The organism is Pseudomonas sp. PA-5-4B, assembly GCF_021606215.1.
GTDB lineage: Bacteria > Pseudomonadota > Gammaproteobacteria > Pseudomonadales > Pseudomonadaceae > Aquipseudomonas > Aquipseudomonas edaphica.
In genome coordinates this window covers 122,006-139,414 of record NZ_WKDB01000005.1, presented here as the reverse complement: position 1 = coordinate 139,414, position 17,409 = coordinate 122,006, and the positions used below count along the sequence as shown (strand labels likewise).

The 17,409-nt window shown below is 60.7% G+C and carries 17 protein-coding genes; 4 read left to right on the top strand and 13 right to left on the bottom strand.

The window, feature by feature from the left end; translation table 11 throughout:
- Window positions 1–383 precede the first annotated feature (383 nt).
- Together GIW28_RS04715 and GIW28_RS04710 are read left to right on the top strand one after the other, a co-directional pair.
- Window positions 384–1,778 (top strand): aspartate aminotransferase family protein, encoded by a 1,395-nt coding sequence (locus tag GIW28_RS04715; protein ID WP_017137861.1) that lies wholly within the window; start codon window positions 384–386, stop codon window positions 1,776–1,778.
- 82 nt (window positions 1,779–1,860) lie between these two features.
- The gene (locus GIW28_RS04710; RefSeq protein WP_099548906.1) at window positions 1,861–2,085 is read left to right on the top strand and encodes an MbtH family protein; all 225 of its coding nucleotides are present in this window, start codon (window positions 1,861–1,863) and stop codon (window positions 2,083–2,085) included.
- A gap of 70 nt (window positions 2,086–2,155) precedes the next feature.
- On the opposite strand, the gene GIW28_RS04705 is transcribed toward GIW28_RS04710, so the two are convergent.
- The 8 genes from GIW28_RS04705 to minC form a co-directional block, all read right to left on the bottom strand.
- Window positions 2,156–3,502, bottom strand: a complete 1,347-nt coding sequence (locus tag GIW28_RS04705; RefSeq protein ID WP_236458930.1) for an amidohydrolase — start codon at window positions 3,500–3,502, stop codon at window positions 2,156–2,158.
- A 16-nt stretch (window positions 3,503–3,518) separates the two neighbouring features.
- Entirely contained in the window at window positions 3,519–5,684 is a 2,166-nt protein-coding gene (locus tag GIW28_RS04700) for a mechanosensitive ion channel family protein (RefSeq protein WP_017137859.1), read from the bottom strand.
- Window positions 5,685–5,756: 72 nt separating this feature from the next.
- On the bottom strand, window positions 5,757–5,933 hold the full coding sequence (locus GIW28_RS04695; RefSeq protein ID WP_017137858.1) for a hypothetical protein: 177 nt from the start codon (window positions 5,931–5,933) through the stop codon (window positions 5,757–5,759).
- 209 nt (window positions 5,934–6,142) lie between these two features.
- Complete coding sequence (locus tag GIW28_RS04690) at window positions 6,143–7,432, bottom strand: M18 family aminopeptidase (protein WP_236447785.1); 1,290 nt, start codon at window positions 7,430–7,432, stop codon at window positions 6,143–6,145.
- Between the two features lie 196 nt (window positions 7,433–7,628).
- A complete protein-coding gene (locus tag GIW28_RS04685; RefSeq protein ID WP_017137856.1) occupies window positions 7,629–8,264 on the bottom strand; it encodes a pseudouridine synthase in 636 nt (211 codons plus the stop codon).
- Window positions 8,265–8,359: 95 nt separating this feature from the next.
- Window positions 8,360–8,614, bottom strand: a complete 255-nt coding sequence (gene minE / locus GIW28_RS04680) for a cell division topological specificity factor MinE (protein WP_003175252.1) — start codon at window positions 8,612–8,614, stop codon at window positions 8,360–8,362.
- 3 nt (window positions 8,615–8,617) lie between these two features.
- Window positions 8,618–9,430 (bottom strand): septum site-determining protein MinD, encoded by an 813-nt coding sequence (gene minD, locus GIW28_RS04675; protein WP_003209098.1) that lies wholly within the window; start codon window positions 9,428–9,430, stop codon window positions 8,618–8,620.
- A gap of 200 nt (window positions 9,431–9,630) precedes the next feature.
- The gene (minC, locus tag GIW28_RS04670; RefSeq protein ID WP_017137855.1) at window positions 9,631–10,368 is read right to left on the bottom strand and encodes a septum site-determining protein MinC; all 738 of its coding nucleotides are present in this window, start codon (window positions 10,366–10,368) and stop codon (window positions 9,631–9,633) included.
- 118 nt (window positions 10,369–10,486) lie between these two features.
- Between minC and GIW28_RS04665 the strand changes: the two genes are divergently transcribed.
- Entirely contained in the window at window positions 10,487–11,422 is a 936-nt protein-coding gene (locus tag GIW28_RS04665; RefSeq protein WP_017137854.1) for a lipid A biosynthesis lauroyl acyltransferase, read from the top strand.
- A 29-nt stretch (window positions 11,423–11,451) separates the two neighbouring features.
- On the top strand, window positions 11,452–12,582 hold the full coding sequence (locus GIW28_RS04660; RefSeq protein WP_017137853.1) for a patatin-like phospholipase family protein: 1,131 nt from the start codon (window positions 11,452–11,454) through the stop codon (window positions 12,580–12,582).
- A 109-nt stretch (window positions 12,583–12,691) separates the two neighbouring features.
- Here the strand turns inward: GIW28_RS04660 and GIW28_RS04655 are convergent, their stop codons facing one another.
- From GIW28_RS04655 to GIW28_RS04635, 5 genes are all read right to left on the bottom strand, one after another.
- The gene (locus GIW28_RS04655) at window positions 12,692–13,477 is read right to left on the bottom strand and encodes an outer membrane protein OmpK (protein WP_017137852.1); all 786 of its coding nucleotides are present in this window, start codon (window positions 13,475–13,477) and stop codon (window positions 12,692–12,694) included.
- Between the two features lie 15 nt (window positions 13,478–13,492).
- The gene (locus GIW28_RS04650; protein ID WP_157786505.1) at window positions 13,493–13,870 is read right to left on the bottom strand and encodes a hypothetical protein; all 378 of its coding nucleotides are present in this window, start codon (window positions 13,868–13,870) and stop codon (window positions 13,493–13,495) included.
- Between the two features lie 53 nt (window positions 13,871–13,923).
- The gene (locus tag GIW28_RS04645) at window positions 13,924–15,270 is read right to left on the bottom strand and encodes a nucleobase:cation symporter-2 family protein (RefSeq protein ID WP_099548910.1); all 1,347 of its coding nucleotides are present in this window, start codon (window positions 15,268–15,270) and stop codon (window positions 13,924–13,926) included.
- Window positions 15,271–15,451: 181 nt separating this feature from the next.
- Entirely contained in the window at window positions 15,452–16,750 is a 1,299-nt protein-coding gene (locus GIW28_RS04640) for a urate hydroxylase PuuD (protein WP_017137850.1), read from the bottom strand.
- Between the two features lie 51 nt (window positions 16,751–16,801).
- Window positions 16,802–17,305, bottom strand: coding sequence for an ureidoglycolate lyase (locus GIW28_RS04635; RefSeq protein WP_056861103.1), 504 nt, complete (start codon window positions 17,303–17,305; stop codon window positions 16,802–16,804).
- Between the last annotated feature and the right edge of the window lie 104 nt (window positions 17,306–17,409).

Sequence of the window (17,409 nt, the reverse complement as noted above, 5' to 3'; positions counted from 1 at the left end):
GATGGCCGGAATCTGACAGGGATTTGGGGGGTAAACCGGCAGGGATGCCGGTTTAGCCGCGCTGGGCCAAGGATGGCCCATCGCGGCGGCCCCCCAAATCACTGTCGGATTGCGGGCATGCCGAGCCATAGCGAGGCACCGAGTGTTGGGGCGAGGACCTTTTGGTTACTTTTGACTGGGCCGGCATTCCGGTCCTTGCAAAAGTGACCCGCCGTAAGGGCGGAACCCTAGGCCGCCGTTACCTAAAAAACGGATATGCCCCCCATCAAAAAACCACAACCCCCCTAAATCCCCCCAGCGCTGGTGCGTCTCCAGAACATGAAATCCGCACATACGCGGATCGCCCGTTTGGTCACCCCACCCGCGTATTGAGGGATCGAGAGATGTCAGTCGCTACCAGCCGTATCGAAGACGCACCACCGGTGGAAACGCTCTACCACTTCGAAGAAACCCCACTGCTGGCCCGCCAGCGTCAGCAAGAGTCCAACGCCCGCAGCTACCCTCGGCGTATCCCGCTGGCGCTCAAGCGGGCCAAGGGCATCTATGTGGAAGACGTCGAAGGCCGTAGCTTTATCGACTGCCTAGCCGGTGCTGGCACCTTGGCATTGGGCCACAACCACCCGGTGGTGATCGCAGCCATCCAGCAGGTGCTGAGTGACGAGCTGCCACTGCATACGCTCGACCTCACTACGCCGGTCAAGGACCAGTTCGTCCAAGACCTGTTCGGCCTGCTGCCGGCAAAGCTTGCGCAAGAAGCGAAAATCCAGTTTTGCGGCCCCACCGGCACTGACGCGGTGGAAGCCGCGCTGAAGCTGGTGCGCACTGCCACGGGTCGCAGCACGGTGCTGTCGTTCCAGGGCGGTTACCACGGCATGAGCCAGGGCGCGCTGAGCCTGATGGGCAGCCTGGGGCCGAAAAAGCCCTTGGGCGCTCTGCTGGGTAATGGCGTGCAATTCTTGCCGTACCCCTATGACTACCGCTGCCCATTCGGGCTGGGCGGCGCAGAAGGCGTGCGGGTCAACCTGCATTACCTGGAAAACCTGCTCAACGACCCGGAAGCCGGCGTGCTGTTGCCGGCGGCGGTGATTGTCGAGGTGGTGCAGGGCGAGGGCGGTGTGATCCCGGCCGATCTCGACTGGTTGCGCGGCCTGCGACGCATCACCGAGCAGGCCGGTGTGGCCTTGATCGTGGATGAAATCCAGAGCGGTTTCGGTCGTACCGGCAAGATGTTTGCCTTTGAACACGCCGGCATCATCCCGGATGTTGTGGTGATGTCCAAGGCCATTGGCGGCAGCTTGCCGCTGGCGGTGGTGGTGTATCGCGACTGGCTCGACACCTGGTTGCCGGGCGCGCATGCCGGAACGTTCCGGGGTAATCAAATGGCGATGGCGGCGGGCTCGGCGGTGATGCGCTACCTCAAGGAACACGACCTGGCCGGCCATGCGGCGGCCATGGGCGAGCGCCTGGCTGAGCACCTGCGCATCCTGCAGCGCGACTTCCCGCACCTGGGCGATATTCGTGGGCGTGGGCTGATGCTGGGCGTTGAGCTGGTCGACCCCAACGGCACGCCCGATATCCAGGGCCACCCGCCGGTGCATCGCCAACTGGCACCGCTGGTGCAGCGCGAATGCCTCAAGCGTGGCCTGATCCTGGAGCTGGGCGGCCGGCACGGCAGCGTGGTGCGCTTCCTGCCGCCGCTGGTGATCACCGCCGCCGAAGTCGACCGCGTGGCCGAGATCTTCGGGCGTGCGCTGGTGGCAGCCGTCGCCAGCCTCTAATTTTTAGCGGGCCTGGTACGTTTCTACAGATATCAGTGCTGCGCGTGGTGCGCAGCCAGTTTTTTAGCGATGGAGAACAGCAATGACCTCAGTATTTGACCGCGACGACATCCTGTTTCAGGTAGTGGTCAACCACGAAGAACAGTATTCCATCTGGCCCGACTACAAAGTGGTGCCCGAAGGCTGGCGCACCGTGGGCAAGAGCGGCCTGAAGAAAGAATGCCTGGCTTACATTGAGGAAGTCTGGACTGACATGCGCCCGTTGAGCCTGCGCCAGAAGATGGATGGCGCTGCGCTGGCCAACTGATGCGTCGGAGCACTGTGAGCGGGCTTACTGTGGCGAGGGAGCAAGCTCGCTCGCCACAGTAAGCGCTTCGCTACTGCTTTGTGTTGGTATACAGATAATCCGTCGCCAACGACGCCAGCGTCCGCACCCCCACCACCAACGCCGACTCATCCACAAAGAACCCCGGATTATGGTTCGGCGCCGCTTTGCTCATGTCCTGATCCCTCGGCGTCACCCCCAGAAACACAAACAACCCCGGCGCTTCCTTGGCGTAAAACGAGAAGTCCTCGGCGCCGCCCACCAGTGGGCCTTGCACCACATCATCCTTGGCCGCCCAACGCAGGCTTGGCAGCATTTTTTCGGTGAGTGCCGGGTTGTTGATGGTCGGGTCGTATTTTTCGATGATCGTGACTTCGGCCTTGGCGCCACCGCTTTCGGCGATTTTCTCCACCGTCTGGCGCACGTCCGCGTGCAGTTTCTGGCGAATACCGTAGTCGTAGGAACGGATGGTGCCGCTCATGTCCACCGACTCGGGGATGATGTTGTAGCGGGTGCCGCCGTTGATGGTGCCGATGCTCACCACCGACGGAAACGACGAGATGTCGGTGCGCCGACTCACCACGGTCTGCAAACCGACAATGGTCTGCGCGCCGACGGTGATCGGGTCGATGCCGTCCCACGGGCGGCCGGCGTGGGTCTGTTTGCCGAGGATCTTGATGCGCAGGTCATCGGAGCTGGCCAGGGTCGGGCCAGGCCGATAGGCGATCTGCCCGGCAGGCACACCGGCCCAGACATGCAGGCCGAACACCGCGTCCGGCTTGGGCGCTTTCATCACACCTTCCTGCACCATCATTTTCGCGCCCCAGGTGTTTTTGCCGTCGGGGATAAAGTCGCTCGGGCCTTCTTCGGCCGGCTGGAAATAAAACACCACGGTGCCAGGCAGGCGCTCACGCATGCCGCTGAGGATTTTTGCGGTGCTCAGCAAAATGGCGGTGTGAGCATCGTGGCCGCAGGCGTGCATCACGTCGACTTCCTTGCCCAGGTAACTGCCTTTGGCTTTGGAGGCGAAGGGCAGGTCGGCGACTTCCTTGACCGGCAGCGCATCCATGTCGGCACGCAGGGCCACGGTCGGGCCGGGCAGCGCGCCTTTCAAGATGGCGACCACGCCGGTGCGGGCCACGCCGGTTTTGACGTCAAGGCCCAGGTCGCGCAGTTGTTTGGCGACCAGTTCGGCGGTGCGGGTTTCGGTATTGCCCAACTCGGGGTGGGCGTGAATATCGCGGCGGGTTTGCAGCAACGCCGGTTCGAGGATTTTGGCCTGGGCGGCGATTTCTTCCCGGGCAGCATCCTGGCCGCTGCTGGCGGCAATCACCGCGCTGCTGGCGAGCCCACACAGCATGCCGAAAACCCATTGGTGTGTCAGACCGTTTAAACGCATACAGACCTCTCCTTGTTTATTGTTGTTGATCTTTCTCCTGCACCGTACCGGCGGTCACCACCTGCACGCTCAAGCGCGGTGTTGCCAGGTCCAGCCCGGCTTCATCCAGATGACGCTTGAGTGACAGGTTGAACGCCCGCGACACTTCCCACTGCTTGATCGGTGCAGTCTTGAAGCGCGCCCGCAGGATCGCGCTGCCGGACTCAAAGCTTTCCACACCTTGAATCTCCAGCGGCGACCAGATGTTGCGGCGTTGCAGCGGGTCGTTGCGCATTTTCTGGCCGACATCACGCATCAGCTTGATGGCGTCGTCGATCTCCATGTTGAAGGGGATCGCCACCCGGAAGATCGCGTAGCCGAACTCCCGCGAGTAGTTCTTGATGCTCTTGATTTCACTGAACGGGATGGTGTGCACGATGCCGTCGATGTCGCGCAGGCGGACGGTGCGGATGGTCAGGCCTTCGACAGTGCCGAGGTGGCCGCCGACATCCACGTAGTCATCAATCGCCAGGGAGTCTTCGATGATGATGAACAGGCCGGTGATCAAGTCCGCGACCAGCGACTGTGCGCCAAAACCGATGGCGATACCGATCACACCGGCACCGGCCAGCAGCGGCGTGACGTTCATGCCCATGTTCGCCAGGGCGACGATGGCGGCGATGATAAAAATGGTCACGAACAGCACGTTGCGGATCAGCGGCATCATGGTCTGCGCACGCGCATTGGCCAGGCCTTTGCGCGAGCGGGTGAGGGCATGGTGGATCGCGGTGTCGCTGAGGATCCAGATCAGCCAGGCAAACAGCAGCGTGCCGCCCAGGCCGAACAGCTTGACGCTGACTTCATGGCCGTCACCTTCGGTGAAGCGAATCATCGACAAGCCCCACACGCGCAGGCCCAGCTCGATGAACACCAGCCACACCACCAGATGGGCCAGGGTGTAGACGAAGCTTTTCAGGCGCTCGGAGTACAGCGCGTGGCGCTTATGCCCACGTTGCGGCTTGAGCGCATGGCGGCGCACCAGCCCGTTGATCACCATGCACAACACCAGCAATACCGTGCACAGCAGCGATTGACGCAGCGCGGTGCTGGTGTCGCCGGCCGACAGGAAGGTGGCGAACAGCGAGATGCCCACCAGCAACAACGCCGGGATGTACCAGAAGGAGCCTATGATCGAGAGCGTGTCGGTGAGGGCACGGCGTGTAAGGCGGCGCGACAGCGGTTGGTTGCGGATCAGGTGCGCGATCGGGCGGCGGAAGCGCAGGATAAACACGCCGGTGGACAGCGCGGCCATCACATTGGCGACGGTCGCGGCGGTGTGGGCCAGATGCTGGCCAAGCGCCGCAACCAGCCTTGGGTCGCTCAAGGCTTCACCGAAGGCGGCAAAACTGCCGATCCACCACAGCGGACGGAAGGCCTGGTGGCGCAGGATATACAAGGCCCGGTGACGGTGTGGGCCGTCGAGAACCGAGAAGGCAATCACGCAGATTGCCGAGAAACAGGTGCCGATCACCAGCGCATAGGCCAGCACCATCGCCAGGGATTTGCCCAGGGACGAAGGCAGTGCATAGCTGAGGTAAACCGTGATGATCAACGCAATCAGCCACGGCCCCAGTTTACGCAGGGCGAAGCGCACCATGTCCCAGGTACGCGGGTGTTGCGGCAGTTCTTCGGGCAGGCCGAAACGTTCACGCACACGGTGGCTGAGCCAGATCAGCGCGGCGGCCAGCAGGCTCCACACTGCCAGGATCACGGCAAAACCGAAAATGATCGGCAGCCATTCGGTGGCCGGCAGCATCAGTGCCGTGAGTTCTTCCTGGGCCAGGTCGATCTCGTTGGACCAGCGCCCCAACGGGCTGTCGGCCCCGGAAAACTGGGCTTCAAGCTCGGCCAGGGTGCTGCCGATCAAGCCGAGCACGCCTTGTTCGGCAGCGGGCTGGGCTTTTTGCGTGGCTTCGCGCAGCTTCTTCAGGTCGCTCAGCAGTTGGGTGCGCTGCTGGTCGTTTTCCAGGGTCTTGATCACCTCGTCCAGCGACTGGCCCAGCGGCACATCGGCCTGAGGCTGGGTCTTGTTGGTGCTGCCCAGCAGGCCGGGCAGGCTCACGGCTTGCGCTGGCGCAAGGGGCAGCAGCGTGAGCAGGGCGATCAGAAAATAGCAGGGCAGGGCAAAGAGACGGGAAAGCACGAGGCGGTCAACCTTGAAAACGACGAATTGACCGAGTGTACGAGGCCGCTATGCCCAATGCGAGTGCATTTGTTATTCCGCCAGTTTGGCAAGGATCTTGTAAACCACAGTGCCGAGGATCAACAGCATACCGACCCACATACCAAACACACCCACCGGCTTGTCGCGAAAGTTGAAGCCGGTCGCGAGCAGGATCATGCCGATGATGATGGGAATGAGCATGGCGTGGAACGAAGACATGGAGATCATGGGGCGACGGCCTTGTCGGAGTGGGAATACTGACAAGTCTAGGCCGGATTGTGGGAAGTTGGAGTGATATGGGTCAGGTTTATGCAAAACCAACTGTGGGAGCGGGCTTGCTCGCGAATGCGGTGTGCCAGTTACAGATGAATTGACTGACACTCCGCTTTCGCGAGCAAGCCCGCTCCCACAGTTTTGACCGCATTCAGCCCCTGAGGTCAGGGCAAATCGCGGCTCGCATAAAACGCACCCAACACCTTCACCAGGTGCGCCAGATCATGGCTGCCACACAGCTCACGAATCGAGTGCATGGCAAACGTCGGCAAGCCGATATCCACGGTGCGCACGCCCAGGTGGCTTGCGGTGATCGGGCCGATGGTCGAGCCGCAGCCCATGTCGCTGCGCACTACAAAGCTCTGCACCGGCACTTCCTGGGCCATGCACAGGTGGCGGAAGAACCCGGCGGTTTCGCTGTTGGTGGCGTAGCGCTGGTTGCTGTTGACCTTGATCACCGGGCCGGCGTTGAGTTTGGGGCCGTGGTTGGCGTCGTGTTTCTCGGCGTAGTTAGGGTGCACGCCGTGGGCATTGTCTGCCGAGACCAACAGTGATTTCTGAATGGTGCGTACGAATTCCTCACCTTCCGGTAGAAGACGGCGCAGGGTCTGTTCCAGCATCGGGCCATCCGCGCCGCAGGCCGAGCAGGAGCCGACTTCTTCGTGGTCGTTGCACACCAGCACGCAGGTTTCGTCGTTTTCGCTGGTGAGCAAGGCTTGCAGGCCGGCGTAGCACGACAGCAGGTTGTCGAGGCGCGCACCGGCGATGAAGTCGCCATTGAGGCCGATCACCGCCGCGCTTTGCGTATCGTAGAAGCTCAACTCGTAGTCGAGTACTACATCAGCGTTGAGGCCGTGTTCGCGGGCGAGCTGCTCAGTGAGCACGGCGCGGAAGTCCACACGCTCGTCACCGGCAAACTGCGCAAGGATCGGCGGCAGCTCGGTCTGGGCATTGATCGCCCAGCCCTGGTTGGCTTCACGGTTCAGGTGGATGGCCAGGTTGGGGATGATGGCAATCGGCAACTTGAAGTCGATCAGTTGGCTCTCGACCTTGCCGTCGCGGCGGAAGGTCACGCGGCCGGCCAGCGACAGGTCGCGGTCGAACCATGGTGCCAGCAGCGCGCCGCCATAGACTTCCACGCCCAACTGCCAGAAGCTCTGGCGTTGCAGCTCGGGCTGGGGCTTGACCCGCAGGCACGGGCTGTCGGTGTGGGCGCCGACCATGCGGATGCCGTCTTGCAACGGCGAGTGCTTACCGAGCTTGAAGGCGATGATCGAGGAATCGTTACGGGTGACGTAATAGCGCCCGTTGGCCTCGGTGGCCCAGGTTTCGCGCTCGTCGAGACGCTGGTAACCGGCCGCTTCCAGGCGCTGGGCGAGGGCGGCAGTGGCATGAAAAGGAGTAGGGGAGGCCTTGAGGAAGTCGATCAGGCCTTGATTCAACGCTTCGCGCATAAATAGCTCCAGACAGCAATGCGCGGAGTTTACCGTATTGGCTCCACATTTGAAGTGAAGCTACTCGCTTGAAAACCCTGCAAGGCCAATGTGGGAGCTGGCTTGCCTGCGATAGCGGTGTGTAAGCCAATATATTTGGCACAGACAGATCGCTATCGCAGGCAAGCCAGCTCCCACATTTGACTGTATTTGCAGCTTAAAAAGGTGCAGGGCACTCAAAGCGCAGCCGCTCGCCGCTTTGCGGGTGCGTAAAGCTCAACATGCTCGCATGCAGGCACAGGCGTGGCCAGGCGGCCAGGGCTTGTTCATGGGCGTACAAGCCATCACCGAGCAGCGGATGGCCGATCGACAGCATATGCACCCGCAACTGGTGCGAACGCCCGGTGATCGGCGTGAGTTCCACGCGGCACCAATCGCCACAACGCTCCAGCACTTTCCAGAAGGTCAGTGCGTTTTTGCCAAACTCATAGTCGACTACGTGGCGCGGCTTGGTCGGCGGGTCGTAGCGCAAAGGCAGGTCAATGCTGCCGCTGTCCAGCGCCGGCTGGCCCCAGGCCAAGGCGGTGTAGGCTTTTTCGGTTTCGCGGTCGTGAAACTGGCGCGACAGTTCGCGGTGACTGTCGGCGTCCCGCGCGAGCAGGATGATCCCCGAGGTTTCCCAGTCCAGGCGATGCACGATACGGGCTTCGGGGTAGCCGTTTTCCTGCAGGCGGGTGATCAGGCAGTCTTTGTTGTCATCGGCGCGGCCAGGCACCGAGAGCAACAGGGTCGGCTTGTTCACCACCAGGACGGCGGCGTCCTGATGCAGGATATGAATAGTGGACAGCGGCATTAAACAGCCTCGTAACAAACGCCAACGGCGGCTCGGCCACCCGGTTCCCAAACGGGATCAAGGTGATCGAGCCGCCGTGGCGGCCGCCTTTTCGATTAACGATCAGGCAGGGTGATATTGAGTTCCAGAATCGAGCAACTGCCGTCGTTTTCCAGGGCGACATGCACGTCATCGTTGCCGATATTGACGTACTTGCGGATCACCTCGACCAGTTCCTTCTGCAAGGCTGGCAGGTAGTCCGGGGTACTGCGTTGGCCGCGTTCGTGCGCCACGATGATCTGTAGACGCTCTTTCGCTACCGACGCGGTACTTGGCTTTTTGTTGGCGCGAAAGAAGTCGAGAAATTTCATTATTTAGTTGCCTCCAAAGATACGCTCGAAGAATCCCTTCTTCTTAACATCGAGGAAGCGATGTTCCACGGTCTTGCCCAGCAAGCGATCAACTGCATCGCTGTACGCCTGGCCGGCGTCGCTCTGGTCGTCAAGAATCACCGGAACACCTTGGTTGGAAGCCTTGAGGACCGCCTGGGATTCGGGGATCACGCCCAGCAGGGTCACTGCGAGGATTTCCTTCACGTCTTCAACGCCGAGCATTTCGCCGTTGCTGACGCGCTCAGGGTTGTAACGGGTGAGCAGCAAGTGCTCCTTGATCGGGTCTTCACCTTTTTCGGCACGCTGGGACTTGCTGGCCAACAGGCCGAGCATGCGGTCCGAGTCACGTACCGAGGAGACTTCCGGGTTGGTGACGACGATGGCTTCATCGGCGAAGTACATCGCCAGGTGAGCACCGGTTTCGATACCGGCCGGTGAGTCGCACACCACGTATTCGAAGGTTTCTTTAAGCTCGGCCAGGACTTTGCCTACGCCTTCTTTGGTCAGCGCGTCTTTGTCGCGGGTCTGGCTGGCGGCCAGCACGTACAGGTTCTCAAGGCGCTTGTCCTTGATCAGGGCCTGTTGCAGGTTGGCTTCGCCGTTCACCACGTTGACGAAGTCGTACACCACGCGGCGTTCGCAGCCCATGATCAGGTCGAGGTTACGCAAACCGACGTCGAAGTCGACGATGACTGTTTTGTGGCCGCGCAGAGCGAGGCCGGTACCGATAGCGGCGCTGGTGGTGGTCTTACCCACACCACCCTTGCCGGATGTAACCACGAGAATCTTGGCCAAGGTGTTTCACCCCTAAGGAAAAAGGACTTTTCAGCCCCTGAAAAACATCTCTTGGAACTCGCTGCAGGCGGACAGCCTTTGTAGGAAAAAGATGTGATTTCCGCAGGGAAACGCCAACTTCCAATTATTCCTACACAAGTCTTGCCGGTTTCGCTTTGCTATCAGAGTCTAGAGATGCTTGGAAAATGCGGCAGTATCCGTTAAAGACGGATGATGTTCAACACATCGCCCGACAGGCTGACCTGCACCCCGGCCCCCCACAGCGGATCACGGCGCAAATCTTCTGAAACCTTGTACTGGCCTGCGATGGACACTAGCTCAGCGCTCAACTGCTGGCAAAAAATCCGCGCCTTGGTATCGCCCTTGATGCCGGCGAGGGCACGTCCGCGCATAGGGCCGTATACATGGATGTTGCCATCGGCCAGAAGTTCCGCCCCGGGGCTAACCGAGGAGATCACCACCAGATCGCCACCCTGGGCGTAAATCTGCTGCCCGCCGCGTACGGGGGAGGTGATGATCTTTGTAGGCTTGACCGCAGGTTCCGGCGGTTTTTCCGGTTTTTTCTTCACTTCACCTTCCAGCGGTTCGAGCGGGCGCTCGCGGGCACCGGAGGGTGGCAATACGGGCAGTTCAATTGCGATGGCCGCGGCAATGTCTTCGATACGGCTGGCGCGTATGGCCAGGGTGCGCAAACCGTGGGAGCGGCAGACGCGCATCAAGCCGGGCAAATCAATCGCGCCTTGGCCGGCCGGGAGTTTGTCCAGGGCCAGTACCAGCGGGGCATTGTTGAAGAAGTTCGGCGCCAGGGCGACCTTGGCGGCGAGCTGGCGGTCCAGGGCGTCGAGGTCGTTGCGGGCCAGTTCCAGCACGGTGATGGCGAGCATGCTGCCTTTCAGCTGGAACACGGGATCTTGGTCTAGCGGTTCGGTTTGGCTCATGGTCGGCAAAAGCGGCTTGTCACGAAAAGTGTCGAGACTTATAACGATAACAACCACGGGCCGCAAGCCGAGTCGAACGTTGTAGAATGCGCGGCCCTTGTCTTTACCGGAATCTGTAATGGATCGCCCGCGTTTTCGAGCTGTATTTTTTCACCCGCGCTTTTGGCTGTTATGGCTGGGACTCGGCCTGCTGTGGCTGATTACCCAGTTGCCCTACCGTGCATTGCTGACCATTGGTCGATTACTTGGTGCCGGCATGTACCGTGTGGCTGCTGATCGCCGCCGCATCGCCGCGCGCAACCTCGAGCTGTGCTTCCCGGAAAAATCCGCCAAGGAGCGTAAACGGCTGCTCAAGGAAAACTTCGCGTCCACCGGCATCGCCTTCTTCGAGATGGCCATGAGCTGGTGGTGGCCCAAATCGCGCCTGGCACGCCTGGCCCATGTCGAAGGGCTTGAGCATTTGAAGCAGGCGCATCTGGATGGCAAGGGTGTGATCCTGATGGCGTTGCACTTCACCACCCTGGAAATTGGCGCGGCCCTGCTCGGGCAGAAGCACACCATTGATGGCATGTACCGCGAGCATGGCAACCCGCTGTTCGACTTCATTCAGCGCCGTGGCCGTGAGCGGCACAACCTCGATTCCCTGGCGGTAGAGCGCGACGACGTGCGCGGCATGCTCAAGCTGCTGCGTTCGGGCCGCGCCATCTGGTATGCGCCGGATCAGGACTACGGCGCCAAGCAAAGCATTTTTGTTCCGCTGTTCGGCATCCAGGCCGCTACCGTGACCGCCACCAGCAAGTTTGCGCGGCTGGGCAAGGCGCTGGTGATGCCCTTCACCCAGGAGCGCCTGGCCGATGGCAGCGGTTATCGCCTGGTGATCCACCCGCCGCTGACCGACTTCCCCGGTGAGAGCGACGAGGTTGACTGCCTGCGCATCAATCAGTGGGTCGAGGCCTCGGTGCGCGAATGCCCCGAGCAGTACCTGTGGACGCACCGGCGCTTCAAGAGCCGCCCGCCCGGCGAGGCTAAGCTGTACGAACCGCGCCGCCGGTAACCGCTACTTTTCTTCCAGGGAGTGACGCAATGCGCCCAGCTGAACCGGTCACAGGCTTGATTCTTTCCGGTGGCGGGGCGCGAGCGGCGTATCAGGTGGGCGTACTGGCGGCGATTGCCGAGTTGCTGCCGCCGGGGGCGCCGAATCCTTTTCCGGTGATTGTCGGCACCTCCGCCGGCGCGATCAATGCGGTGAGCCTGGCCAGTGGCGCCACGGATTTCACTGCGGCCATCCAACGCCTTACCGCCTTTTGGCAGGGCTTTCGCAGCCATCTGGTGCTGCGCAGCGATTGGCCGGGCGTGGTGCACCAGGCCAGCCGTTTCTTTATCCATAGCCTGTTGGGCCTGGGTGCCCAGGTGCCGGTGGCGTTGCTCAACAGTGCGCCGTTGCGCGACTTGCTCAACGACAAACTGCACCTGCACGGCATTGATGAGGCGATCCGCAACAAGCATCTGCATGCAGTCGCGGTCACGGCCTTTGGTTATGAGTCCGGGCAAGCGGTGACCTTCTATCAGGGCGGCGGCAAGATCGATGCCTGGCTGCGCCATCGGCGCATCGGTGTGCCGACCCAACTGACGGTTGAGCACTTGCTGGCCAGCTCCGCGATCCCCTTGCTGTTTGCGCCGGTCAAACTCGACCAGGAATATTTTGGTGACGGTGCCGTGCGCCAATCCGCGCCCATCAGCCCGGCCTTGCACCTGGGTGCCAGCCGGGTGCTGGTGGTGGGCGTGAGCGGCAACCCGCGTGGCAATGAACCTTCGGTGCAACGTACTTACACTGGCCAGGAGCCGACCTTGGCGCAGATTGGTGGGCATATGCTTAACAGCACGTTTATTGACAGCCTGGAAAGCGATATTGAGCTGTTGGAGCGTCTGAACCAATTCAGCCATGTTGCGCCGGGGCTGGCGCCGGTAGAGGTGCTGGTGATTGCGCCCAGCCAGCCGATCGATGAAATCGCGGCGCGGCATCGGCAGGAATTGCCGGCGGCGTTGCGTCTGTTCCTGCGCGGTCCGGGGGCGACCAAGACCAGTGGGGCGGGGGTGTTGAGTTACTTGTTGTTCGAGGCGGGGTATTGCAGCGAGTTGATTGAGCTGGGGCGCAAGGACGCACTTGCCAAGCGCGAGGAATTGTCCAAATTCCTTGGGCTGACAGTGAACTAAATGTGGGAGCTGGCTTGCCTGCGATAGCGGTATTCCTGTGCCAACTATGTTGGCTGACAGATCGCTATCGCAGGCAAGCCAGCTCCCACAGGGGATTGGTGTTGCTCAATCAGAAGTGATACTTGACCAGGAAGCTCGCCGTGTCCTGGTTAGTCTTGAACGCGCCGGAATCTTCGATCCCGTACTTGTTCTTCCAGTAGTCATATTCGAAGCCGACATACAGCTGCTTCTCGCCCCAATGCAGCGCCTTGCCCAAGTCGTACTTGACCTGTGGGTTGAAGTGCAGGTTGGCGTGGTAAGTGCCACGGGCGTTCCTGTCGTTGTCCACCACCCAGTCCATGAAGCCGTCGATCAGCACGTTGGAGTTGCCCACGGGAATGGTGTACGACCACACCGGCGTGATCTGCCACACGCCATCGCCCGGGCGGTTGCCTTCGGTCTGGCGCTGGTAGAAGTTCAACTGGAAGTAGTCGAAGCCAGGGATGTTCAGGTCAAAGCCCGGGCCCAGCAGGTACGACTCGTTATCGCCTTCGCCGAACTCGTAAGTGAAGGCCAGCAGCACATCTTTGATCGGGCCGAACGAGAGGTCTTTGTCGAAGATCTTGCCGAACGACAACCGTGGGCTGAACTCGCCGTAGTAGGTGCTTGGGCCGACGTTGCCGTCTTCCTTGCCGTTGTAAAAGATGCGGTCGACGAACAGGAAGTTGTCGCCGTACTTCCACGCATCGGCGTGCTCGAAGGTGACGGTTTGCTGGATCTGCGGGTTAACGGTGAAGTTCTTGCCCCACAGGTACGTCAGGCTGTTGTTCTGCCACTGCAACAAATCGCCTGCCACGGCTTGGCCGCCGGCCAGCAGGGATCCTGCCAGCATCAGGCCTTTGAACATAGGTTTCATTCGGTTGCTCCCGAGTCAAAGTTTTATGGTTGTTTTTCTACGCAGGCGCTCTGGTGTGGCGCCTTTTGGTTCGCTGCAAAAATCGTCTGTTTGGTCAGCTTTAATGCTTTTAGCAAGAGCTGCGCCAAGGTGTTTAAAAAGCCAATAAAAGGCCTTCGGCTGCACTTGATGCAGTCGAATCCGGAGGTTTTTTTCTGCACGTTGGCCGCAGACATTGGGCCAGGATAAGTTGGCCCTGCAGTCAGCTTTTACATTCGCTGTTTTTTTTTGAGTCGATTCGAGCGGGCGCGGAGAATACTGGCTCCCAGGCCTTGGCTCAAGTGCGCTGTTAGAGAGCGCAGGGGGCGAGAATGGGGCGCGGCTTGTGGCCGGCCCCAGGTGAATAGGGTGCATGTGGGTATTTCCTGTTGGTTATTATTTTTGTTGTTTTTTGCTAACAGGCCAAATCAATGCGTGTGGGCGACCGCGGGGCGTTCCGAACCGCCGAGGATGTTGAACAGGATGTTCAGCGACAAGGCGCTGAGGGTGGCCATGGCGATTCCACTGTGGGTAATCGGGCTCATCCACAGGGGCAACTGCGCGAAGAATTCCGGGCGCACCACCGGGATCAGGCCCATGCCGATGCTGACTGCCACCAGCAACTGGTTGCGGCGGTCGGCAATGTCGGCCTCCTGCAGGATCTTGATGCCCGTCGCCGCGACCATGCCGAACATGGCAATGGCGGCGCCGCCCAATACTGCCGGTGGAATCGATGCCACCAAAAAGGCGGCTTTGGGCAGCAGGCTCAGCACAATCAGGAACGCCCCGGCCATGATCGTCACCGAGCGGCAACGCACGCCGGTCATCTGCACCAGGCCGATATTCTGGGCGAATGAGGAGTGAGTAAACGTATTGAAGAAACCGGCGAAAAATGAGGCGCCAGCGTCACACAACAGGCCACGGCGCAGCATCCTTGGCGTGACCTCCTGGCCGGTGATTTTGCCCAGCGCAAGAAACATCCCGGTGGACTCGACGAAGATGATCACCACCACCAGGCACATCGACAGGATCGGTGCCAACTCGAACTTGGGCATGCCGAAATGCAGTGGCGTCACCACTTGCACCCACGGTGCCTGGGACAGGCCGCCGAGGTCGACCATGCCGAGCAGGCCGCACAAGCCATAGCCGAGCGCCATGCCGATCAGCACCGAGATATTTACCCAGAAGCCGCGCATGAAACGGTTGATCAGTAAGATGGTGGCCAGTACCAGCGCGGCAATCGCCAGGTAAACCGGCGAGCCGAAGGTGGCGGCGGCACTGCCGCCACCGGCCCAGTTCACGGCCACGGGGAACAGCGACAGGCCGATGGCAGTGATCACGGTGCCGGTCACCAAGGGCGGGAAAAACCGCACGACCTTGGACATGAACGGCGCGATCAGCATGCCGAAAAAACCGGCAGCGATGGTCGCGCCGAAGATGCCCTGCAGGCCGATGCCAGGCATGCCGGCCATGGCCACCATGCTGCCGACGGCGGCGAAACTGGCGCCCATCATCACCGGCATGCGAATGCCCACCGGGCCGATGCCGAATGACTGCACCATGGTGGCAATGCCAGCCACGAGCAGATCGGCGTTGATCAGAAAGGCGATTTCTTCACGGCTCAAGCCTGCGGCCTGGCCAATGATCAGGGGGACGGCGACGGCGCCGCCGTACATCAGCAAGACGTGTTGCAGGCCTACCAGAATCAGTTGCAAGAGGGGCAGCCGCACCATGGCGGGTGCGGCGGGAATCTGCGGTTCGACTAACTCGGTCATGCAACACCTCGGATCTTTTTTATTTTTGTGTTGTTTGGAACGCACTCTGTAAATCACCACAAATCCCTGTGGGAGCTGGCTTGCCTGCGATGGCGGTGGCTCAGCAACTCATCTGGTGGCTGATGCACCGCTATCGCAGGCAAGCCAGCTCCCACATTTTGGATTTGTGTTACTCAGGCTGTCAGTTAGTGCGTGCCCCCTGGTTGATCCAGGTGCCAATCAAATCCCGTTCCTGCTGGGTCATCTGGGTGATGTTGCCCAGCGGCATGATCTGGCTGGCCACGGCCTGCGCTTGAATACGCGCCGCCTGCTGCTGGATCTGCGCCGGGGTATCGAACATCACGCCTGCCGGTGCGGTGCTGAACAGCGGGCTGGTGGGCTTGGCCGAATGGCACACGGCGCAGCGTTCCTGGATCACGCCATGCACCTTGTCGAAATCAATCGTCGCCTGGGCCGGTGCCGCAGCAGGTTCTGCAGCGGGTGCGGCTGGCGCAGCAGGTTTCAAGCCACCGCCCAATGCGGTTTCCGGCAATGGCTGGTACTCGATGGCCGCGGGTGCCTTGGCCACGTCAGGCGCAGTCGAAACAGGTTTAGGACCGGTCACATACGCCAGGCAAATCATCGCCAATGCGCCCACCGGCAACGTCCACGCATACTTCTGGCTGTTATGCCGTGTGTTGAAGTAGTGACGCACCAACACCGCTGCCACCGCGATACCCGCCAGGATCAGCCAGTTGTATTGGCTGCCGTAGGTGCTCGGGAAGTGGTTGCTGATCATGATGAACAGCACCGGCAAGGTGAAGTAGTTGTTGTGACGCGAACGCAGCAGACCCTTGGCCGGCAGCGCCGGGTCAGGTGTGCGGTTCTCGGCGATGGCCGCTACCAGCGCGCGCTGGGCGGGCATGATGATGCGGAATACGTTACCGACCATGATGGTGCCGATCACCGCACCTACGTGCAGGTAGGCACCGCGACCGCTGAAGACCTTGCTGAAGCCGTAAGCGGCCGCAATCAACAGTACAAACAGGATAAAGCCGAGCAGGGCAGGGCGTTTGCCCAGCGCCGAATCGCACAGGAAGGAGTAGATGAACCAGCCGACGAACAGTGAGCCAATGCCCAGCAGTACGCCTTCGGGGCCACTGAGGCTGCTGCCCGGGGCCAGCAGGTACAAGGTCGGGTTGGCGTAGAACACTACGCACAGCAGCGCGATGCCCGACATCCAGGTGAAATAGGCTTCCCATTTGAACCAATGCAGGTTGTCCGGCATGGTCGGCGGGGCCAGTTTGTATTTTTCCAGGTGGTAGATACCGCCACCGTGAATCGCCCATAAGTCACCGGCCAGGCCGTCTTTGGGGTTGACGCGATTAAGGTTGTTTTCCAGCCAGACAAAATAGAAGGAAGCGCCGATCCACGCGACGCCAGTGATCATGTGAACCCAGCGCACGCTAAGGTTCAGCCATTCCATCAAATGTGCTTCCACAGTCTTTACCTCTCGCCTGTCACCCTTGTTGTCGGGTGATCAGACCTTCTCTTATTGGTGGGGGGCGAGGATCAACCGCTCATCCTCTTTGAAAAAATGCTCATCGCAGTTATTGCCTGTGCCACTGCGATCAACCACCAGGAAGTCATCCCGCTTTTCGATCGTCAGCACCGGGTGGTGCCAGACGCCGCGATGGTAATTAATGCCCTGCCTGCCGTTGGTGACGAAGGCGCGGACCAAGCCCGATACAGGTTCATCGCCAAGTGGCGCGACCACGATCAGAAAGGGGTTGCCGAGCAGCGGGATGAAAGCCTGGCTGCCCAGCGGGTGTCTTTCCAGCATGCACACGGTCAGCGGCATGTCCTGCGCGTCGGCGCGGAAGATGCTGATGATTGCGTTGTCTTCAGGCTGGGCGGTTTCTACCGTGGCCAGCTTGTGAAAGCGCATGGTCGACCCGTTATTGATCATGAAGTGATCGCTGCCATCGGTTTCGATAACGTCTCCGAAAGGGGCGAAGGCTTCTTTGGTCAGGGGTTCGATCACTAGTGTGCGCATGGCTGTCTTCTTATCCGGATTCTGTGTTGTTTGTTCTATTGCTATCGCGGGCAAGCCCGGCTCCCACATTTTGATCTGTGAATACATTCAAATGTGGGAGCTGG